We start from the raw sequence: 8477 nt of genomic DNA, 5'->3' as shown, positions 1-8477 counted from the left end.
GGATAAATCACCTTGGCTCCAAAAAAAGAAAGCTCCATGGCTTCGGTATAGGAGAGTTCAGGTAAGGAAAAGGCCTTTTTCACCATCCTCGGATCGGCGGTCATCATTCCATTTACATCGGTCCAGATTTCAATTTCTTCTGCATTTAGAGCAGACCCAAAAATAGCAGCTGTGTAATCACTTCCACCCCTACCTAAAGTCGTAATTCTGCCTTCTTCATTACTAGCTATAAATCCTGTTACAAAAATAATTTTATCACTATTTCTGGAATAATGATCACGGATGAGCATTTCTGAAAGCTCCATATCTACTCGAGCTTGGCCATAATTACTATCGGTTTTAATTAAATCGGCGGCGCTTACAAATAAATCATCATCATGCCTCTGTCCCGCAATTTTGCTAATCATAAATGCCGAGCAACGCTCCCCATAGCTAAGAATCAAATCGCGTGTCCGAGGTGTAAGCTCCTGCAAAATCATTACTCCCTGAAGAATATCCTCCAGCTCATTAAATAAAATACGAAGCTTGGTAAAAACAGGATTCTGCTTCGATACGACTAGTAATTCCTTAATAATATGAAAATGGCGTTCTTCAAGATCTCTCAAGTCATCGCTAAAGGAAATGCCATTTTCGGCCTTAAGGGCCATTTCGGAAAGAAGATTTGTGACGCCACTCATTGCCGAAAGGACAACAATGGGTTTCCCATAATTAGATTGCTCCCTTTCAATAATTTGCAATAATTTACTAATCGATTCAACTGATCCTACGGAGGTGCCTCCAAACTTTAAAACTTTCATTCGTTTTATTTTTGATAATTTTCAATAAAAAAAAACGCCTTCCTCTTTGCGGGAGGAAGGCGTTTTAAGATGTTTTATGTTTATTTTACACCATACGATATCCCTCCCCATGCCTTAGCGTGGTGGTAGTTGTTGTCGTTGTTGTGTAAAAAGTATTAGTCATTTCTATTGTTTGTTGTAAATTACGCTGATAATTTTGGGAATAACAAGCGATTGTGAAATTATTTTATTTTATCGTCAAACAGTTAAAGCTCAATTGATTCGAACTTAGGTGTTAACAAGTGCATAATTAACCAGCCACTTAAATAAGCTGTACCACAAATAAAGAACATGATATAATAACCTGTTTGAATCTGACCAATACCTTCATAGTAAACAAAAAGTTTTTTCTGAACGAGCATTGACAGCAAAATTCCACCAAGCCCGCCAAACATACCACCAATTCCAGTTACAGAAGCGATAGCCTTTTTAGGAAACATATCCGAAACTGTTGTAAAAATATTAGCACTCCAAGCCTGATGTGCTGCAGCAGCTATCCCGATAACTAATACGGCAAGCCACATATTTATAGACCCTAAAAGTTGAGCAAAAACGATAGGTAACACACAAAAAGCATAAATCAGCATACTCATTTTTCGAGCTTTAAACACGGGCCATCCTTTATTAACAAGCTTAAGGGGTAACCAGCCACCACCTACACTTCCAAAACTGGAAATGATGTACACCATTGCGGTGGGTATAGCTAATTCTGTAGAACTTAACTGGTACTGCTTTTTTAGAAAATCGGGCAGCCAGAATAAATAAAACCACCATATGGGATCAGTCAGTAATTTCCCAAAGGCAAAAGCCCAAGTTTGCTTAAATTTTAATAAAGTTAACCAAGGCACTTTTTCGGTATTTTCTTCTGTAATTTTATCCTCCACATCAGAGTGGATATAATCAAATTCTGCTTTCGATAAGCGAGCTTGTTTAGCTGGAACTTCATAATAAATAAACCAAAGAACAAGCCAAACAAAACCGATTAGTCCGGTAATAATAAATGCCCACTTCCAGCCCCATGTTTCAGCAATAAATGGTACAGATAGTGGTGCAATGATTGCCCCAATATTTGATCCGCTGTTAAATATTCCCGTTGCTAATGCACGTTCTTTCTTAGGGAACCACTCTGCAACAACTTTAATTGCAGCTGGAAAATTGCCTGCTTCAGTTAGGCCTAAAAACACACGTGCAATGCCAAAACCCATGGTTCCAGTTGCAAAAGCATGACCCACTGCAGCTAAGCTCCACAAGGCAGTAGCTAATGCATAGCCAATTCTCGTACCTAATCTATCAATGATCCTGCCTGCAAAAATCAATCCTAAAGCATAAGCTATTTTAAAAACAATTTCTATATTGGCATAATTAGCTGCCTCTGCAACCGCATCCCACTGAAAAGCTGCAGCTAAATAGGGTTTTAATAAACTTATAACTACACGATCTAAATAATTGATAGTAGTGGCAAAAAACACCAATGAGCAGATTGTCCATCGATATTTCCCTATTTTTTCCTGATGCATTTTTTTTTAAAATTTAAAATATTCTTTAGCGTTATTGTAGCAAACATCTTGAACCAATTTACCTAGCCATTCCTTATCAAAGGGTAGCTCTCCATTTTCTACATCGTTACCAAATAGGTCGCATAACAAGCGGCGGAAATACTCGTGACGGGGATAGGAAAGAAAACTTCTTGAATCAGTGAGCATGCCAATAAAACGACTAAGCAAGCCCATATTTGAAAGGGCGTTTAACTGTTTGATCATCCCATCTTTTTGATCTAGAAACCACCATGCTGACCCCCATTGCAATTTCCCTGCGATTGTACCATCTTGATAATTGCCAATCATCGCCGCCATCACCTCATTGTGGGCAGGATTCAAATTATATAAAATAGTTTTGGTCAATTTATTTTGGGAATCCAATTTGTTCAGAAATTTTGCTAAAGATTGAGCTTGTAAAAAATCTCCAATAGAGTCGAAACCTGCATCTGGTCCGATGCTTTTAAACAATCTATCATTATTATTACGAATGGCTCCTAAATGAAACTGTTGCACCCATCCCTTTTCATGATTCCATAATGCGAATTGAAAAAGCATCGCCGATTTGAACTGAAGATTTTCTTTTTCAGATAAAACTTCCTTATTTCTAAGTTTTTTAAAAATATGTCTAATTTCAAGCTCAGTATAGTTTTCAGAATAGATATGCTCTAAGCCATGATCAGAAACACTGGCGCCGTTTGCTGCAAAAAAATCATGACGATCTTTTAATGCATTAATATAAGTATCATAGTCATTGATACTCTGCTTTGACAAATCAGCCAGTTTATCGATATACTCATTCAGACTTATTAAATTATCGCTATTCATTGCTTTATCAGGTCTAAAAGCAGGTAATACCCGAGTAAGGCAATTACTATTTTTTAAAGTCTGGTGAAACTCCAAACTATCCAGTGGATCGTCGGTAGTACAAAGTACTTTTACTTGCATTTTAGCTAATAATCCCTGTACGCTATAGGGTTTGGTTTGCAATTTAGCGTTGCATTCATCCCATATTTTTTTAGCTGTGAGCGGTGAAAGCAGTTCATAAATACCAAAATAACGTTGTAATTCTAAATGTGCCCAATGGTAAAGTGGGTTACGCATAGTGAATGGTATGGTTTCAGCCCATTTTTCAAATTTTTCCCAATCACTAGCAGCTCCAGTAATAAAATATTCATTTACTCCATTAGCTCGCATAGCCCGCCATTTATAATGATCACCATATAGCCAAACCTGAGTAATGTTGTCGAACTGATGGTCATTGGCAATCTGCTCAGGCATTAAATGATTATGGTAATCAATGATTGGCATTTCCTTTGCAAACCCATGAAAAAGATCCTGTGCAGTTTTGCTCTGCAATAAAAAATTGTCGTCTAAAAATTTTTTCACTTCTTATTTTTATATGTTTATTAGAGAACGTGAGATACCCATTTCGAGACCTCGGAGTTCTGCTAAGCCTTTTAACCTTCCTATAGCCGAGTATCCTGGATTAGTTTGTTTTTTAAGATCATCTAACATCTGATGGCCATGATCAGGCCGCATTGGAATATTAATCTGACGTGTATTCATCACTTCAATAAGAGCCTTTACGACCCCATACATATCCACATCACCTTCTAAATGATTATCCTCATAAAAATCTCCAAAGACATTTCTTTTAGTGCTACGTAAATGCAAGAAATTTATTCGTTCTGAAAATTGAAAAATCATTTCGACTAAAAAATTATCTGATCGCACACCAAATGAACCAGTACAAAAACAAAGTCCGTTGCTTAATGAAGGTACCTTTTCAAATAAATATTTCAGGTCGCTCGCAGTTGAAACCACCCGAGGGAGGCCCAAAATAGGATAAGGTGGATCATCTGGATGTATAACCATCTTTACCCCACAAGCTTCTGCAACAGGTATAACTTCTTGTAAAAAATAAATAAGATGATCTCTTAATTTATTGGCATCAATATTTCGATAAGTATTTAAAATTTCTCGAAATTGTTCAATAGTAAAGCTCTCTTCGCTGCCAGGCAATCCTGCAATAATATTTTTTTCCAGGACTTTTCGCTCCTCTCCATTCATTTCATCAAAGCGTTTTTTTGCATGTGCTATCTCATTTGTTGAATAGTCCAATTCTGCATTATCACGCTTGAGAATATAGAGATCAAAAGCAATATATGCTGAACGTTCAAAAAGAAGGGCTTTTGAACCATCTTCCAAAGTATAACTTAGGTCGGTACGGGTCCAATCAAGAACAGGCATGAAATTATACGTTATAACATTTATGCCACACTCTGCCAAATTTTTAATCGATTGCTTATAGTTTTCAATGTATTTTTGAAAAGCCTTAGACTGGGTCTTTATTGCCTCATGTATTGGCACACTTTCTACCACAAGCCATTCCATACCTGAAGACTCAATATCCAATTTACGTTTCTGTATTTCTACTAATGGCCAAGTTTCGCCATTTTGAATATGATGTAAAGCTGTAACAACTCCAACACAACCGGCTTGACGAATATCACTTAAACTCACTGGATCTTGAGGACCATACCAGCGCATGGTATGCATCATAGAAAAAACCATTTTACAATTTTAAATTAGATTTTTTCTGAAGAATTAGCATTTGCTCTGCAAAGCGATAGCCTAATATTTGGGAAGATTTAGAATCAAAATGTGATTCATCATCTACCTTATTTACCAAGCCATCCGACTTTGCTATTGCTGTGTTTGCTACCTTCTCTGGCAAAGGAGCAATCATCTGGTTGATAATTTTACGATTTTCTTTAAAGGTTCCTAATTCTCCAACCACAACAGGCAAATTCGGATTTTTACAAACTTTACGAATCCTAGAAATTAAAGCCTCAAGATTTGAAAGGTATTTTGCGGCTATTTCGGGCTTAGTATCTGATTCGCCTTGATGCCAAATTAAGCCTTTAATTACGCCATATTTCATAGCTTCTTCGATGCGCTTAACGGCATCATCGTATGGATGAGTATCTGTTTCCTTATCATACGCTCCTGGCTGCCATTTAGAAATAGACGTTCCACCAACCGCACTAGGAACCAAGGCGATTTTAACCTTAGGATTTGCCTCAGCCATTTTAATTCCAAATGCTAAGCCTGGTCCCACACCAGCACTTTTGGGTTTATCGAAATGCAGTGGATGCTTTGCCAAAACCCATTCATTTTCTTTATTAAGCATCATTACCTGTGGATTTACTTCTTTAATAAATTCATCTGTAATTTTACCACGACCAGCCATATTAGATTGACCTAGCAGCAAATAAATATGAACGTCAGGGTCGGCTTTTTTTCTAGTTTGAGCAAATGTCCCAAAACTTGCAAAAAGTAATACAAAGAGGCTAAATTTAAATTTCATCATTTTTTTATATTAAACTCCACTATTAATCATAAATCCACCATCCACATTTACCACGGTCCCATTAACAAACTTAGATGCATCACTCAACAACCAAATAAGAGTTCCAGCAAGCTCATCAGGAATTCCAAAACGCTTGTATGGTGTTTGATTCATTACTTTGGCACCTCTTTCGGTAGTGCTACCATCAGTATTGGTAAGAAGTGTGCGATTTTGTTCGGTAAGGAAGAAGCCTGGCGCAATGGCATTTATTCGTATTTTGTCATGATAACGGTTAGCAAGTTCAAGTGCAAACCATTTGGTATAATTATCTATTGCAGCTTTGCTCATTCCATAGCCTAAAATTTTAGTAATTGCACGCTGTGAAGCCATAGACGAAATATTGACTATGCTTGCTGATTCTGATTTGGCAAGCACCTTACCAAATACCTGAGTGGGCAATACCGTACCCCATAGGTTTAGATTCATTACATCTTTAAGTCCATCAAGATTTAGGTTAAAAATATCTTCAGATGGTTGAACAATAGCCTCTGGCATATTACCTCCGGCTGCATTTACTAAACCGTCAATCCGGCCATACCTATTTAAAATAAGTTCACAAGCTTTTTCTAATTCAAGTTTCTTGGTAACATCTGCAGTTAAAGCAATGGCTTCTCCGCCTGCATTTAGTATCGCATTGGCCCTTACCTTTGCAATTGCTGTATTTCTTCCAAGAATTCCAACAATACCTCCGGCCTCAGCGATAGATTTCACAAAAACATTACCCAAAATACCCGTACCACCGGTTACAACTATAACTTTATTTTTTAAAGAGAACAAATTAGTATTAATCATGTATTTGAAATTATTGTACTATAAACTTTTTCTTCAATCTAATATCTTCTGAAGAACTACCAATTAAAACCTCAAAGCTTCCTTTTTCAACAACCCAGTTCATATCCTTGTCTAATAGTTTCAAATCGTCTGGTTTAAGTGTAAATTTTACCTGCTTTGTTTCACCAGGCATCAGGCTTACTCTTTCAAAGCCTCTCAACTGGCTTTCATAGGTAGTTACGCTGCTCACCTCATCCTTAAAATATAATTGTACTACTTCATCCCCTTTCACTTTGCCTGAATTTGTTACTTCTAAACTAATTTGGATATCTGATTCAGCACTAAAATTATCCGAGTTGAGACTCAAATTAGCGTAAGAAAATGTAGTGTAGCTTAAACCGAAGCCAAATGGATATAAAGAACCATAAACATTAGTTTTACCAAAACCATTTGGTCCATCACCTGGCTGTCCTGCGTGCGATCCAGGTTTAAAAGGGAAGTTCAATTCTATCTGTCCGGTACTTTTTGGAAAAGTAACAGGCAATTTACCTCCCGGATTATTTGCGCCAAACAATGTTTCGGCAATTACCGTCCCCCCTTCAGCACCAGGAAACCAAGCCTCTAAAATTGATGGTATAAATTTACTTGGCCAATTAATGGTTAATGGCTGACCGTTGATTAATACTAAAACAATTGGTTTTCCTGTTTTGTATAAAGCTTTTAACAAGGGTAATTGATGGCCTGTTAAATCTAAATTAGTTCTTGATCTACTTTCACCAATCTGCATTTCTGTTTCACCAAGCACAGCAATGATAACATCAGCCTCCTGAGCCATTATCACAGCGCTATCTATGCGTGATTGTTCGAGCGCGCTAATATCTGAAGGAAAAATTTCACTTTCTGGCCAATTCTCATCAACAGCCTCACAACCTTTAGCATAATTTACTTTTACTGCTCCACCCAGATATGTTTTAATCCCTTCCAATACATTAACTACCGAAACATTTGAAGGGCCATATCTACTCATCGAATGATTTTTCTCAATTGCTAAGGGACCAGTGATAAGGATATTTTTAAGTTTTTTAGGATCAAGCGGTAGCAAATTGTTTGTGTTTTTCAATAATACCATTGATTCACGATTAAACTGTTTAGCAAAAGCTTGTGCATCCGCATTAAAAACAATCTGATCGGCTGCAGCAGTATCCTTAACATAGGGTTCATCAAATAGACCAAGCTGAAATTTTACTCTTAACACATCTGCAACCCTGCTGTCTAGCTTATCAATACTAAATTTACCCTCATTCACCAATTCCCGTACCGGACGAATAAACTTATCAGGAATATCAAAATTGGTACGAACATTTAAACCCGCTTCAAGTACTTGGCGCACAGCTTCCTTATAATTTTCTGCTACCTTATGTTTTGTTGTAACATATTCAACTGCTTCACTATCAGAAACTACATAACCATTAAAACCGTATTGTTCTCTTAAAAGCTCGGTTAAAAAATAATGACTAGCAATAATTGGTACACCATCCCAATCGTTATAACTAGCCATGATACCCATTGGCTTTGCCTCTTGAATAACTCTTCTGAAGGGGTATAAATACATCTGATGAAGTTCTCTGGGCGCAACATGCGGATCTGTACGGGCATTTCCATCACGCCCACCTTTTGGCATACTGTAAACAGCATAATGCTTTAATGTTGCTGCGACCTTTTCTTCTTGAACGCCAAGCACCATCTGCTTGCCTAACTCGGCAATATGAAAAGGATCTTCACCAAAACATTCTACAACACGTCCCCAGCGAGGGTCTCTAGCTAAATCCAAAATAGGAACATACACATTGGTGTAGCCTAAAGCTTTTGCTTCACGCCCAATAACATGACCCGCTTTATTTATCAATTGTTTATTCCAAG

The 8477-nt window shown here is 37.3% G+C and carries 7 protein-coding genes; all 7 read right to left on the bottom strand.

Going from position 1 to position 8477, the window contains the following annotated elements:
- On the bottom strand, positions 1–797 hold a 797-nt coding region (locus ACILQF_RS07560), incomplete at its 3' end, for an aspartate kinase (RefSeq protein ID WP_395626811.1).
- A gap of 245 nt (positions 798–1042) precedes the next feature.
- Complete coding sequence (locus ACILQF_RS07555; protein WP_395626810.1) at positions 1043–2353, bottom strand: MFS transporter; 1311 nt, start codon at positions 2351–2353, stop codon at positions 1043–1045.
- Between the two features lie 6 nt (positions 2354–2359).
- Positions 2360–3760, bottom strand: coding sequence for a glucuronate isomerase (gene uxaC, locus ACILQF_RS07550; protein WP_395626809.1), 1401 nt, complete (start codon positions 3758–3760; stop codon positions 2360–2362).
- Between the two features lie 9 nt (positions 3761–3769).
- Positions 3770–4936 (bottom strand): mannonate dehydratase, encoded by a 1167-nt coding sequence (gene uxuA / locus ACILQF_RS07545; RefSeq protein WP_395626808.1) that lies wholly within the window; start codon positions 4934–4936, stop codon positions 3770–3772.
- 13 nt (positions 4937–4949) lie between these two features.
- A complete protein-coding gene (locus ACILQF_RS07540) occupies positions 4950–5747 on the bottom strand; it encodes a sialate O-acetylesterase (RefSeq protein WP_395626807.1) in 798 nt (265 codons plus the stop codon).
- A 9-nt stretch (positions 5748–5756) separates the two neighbouring features.
- The gene (locus ACILQF_RS07535) at positions 5757–6578 is read right to left on the bottom strand and encodes an SDR family oxidoreductase (protein ID WP_395626806.1); all 822 of its coding nucleotides are present in this window, start codon (positions 6576–6578) and stop codon (positions 5757–5759) included.
- Between the two features lie 10 nt (positions 6579–6588).
- The coding region (locus ACILQF_RS07530) for a glycoside hydrolase family 3 C-terminal domain-containing protein (RefSeq protein WP_395626805.1) at positions 6589–8477 on the bottom strand (1889 nt) is incomplete at its 5' end.

Origin of the sequence: Daejeonella sp. (assembly GCF_044232565.1) — a bacterium.
GTDB lineage: Bacteria > Bacteroidota > Bacteroidia > Sphingobacteriales > Sphingobacteriaceae > Daejeonella.
This window is presented reverse-complemented; position numbering and strand designations above follow the sequence as displayed.

Bases quoted from the DNA above. Each gene is read 5' to 3' on its own strand.
- ACILQF_RS07555 (WP_395626810.1), bottom strand. From the start codon at position 2,353: ATGCATCAGGAAAAAATAGGGAAATATCGATGGACAATCTGCTCATTG.
- ACILQF_RS07540 (WP_395626807.1), bottom strand. From the start codon at position 5,747: ATGATGAAATTTAAATTTAGCCTCTTTGTATTACTTTTTGCAAGTTTT.
- uxuA (WP_395626808.1), bottom strand. From the start codon at position 4,936: ATGATGCATACCATGCGCTGGTATGGTCCTCAAGATCCAGTGAGTTTA.
- ACILQF_RS07535 (WP_395626806.1), bottom strand. From the start codon at position 6,578: ATGATTAATACTAATTTGTTCTCTTTAAAAAATAAAGTTATAGTTGTA.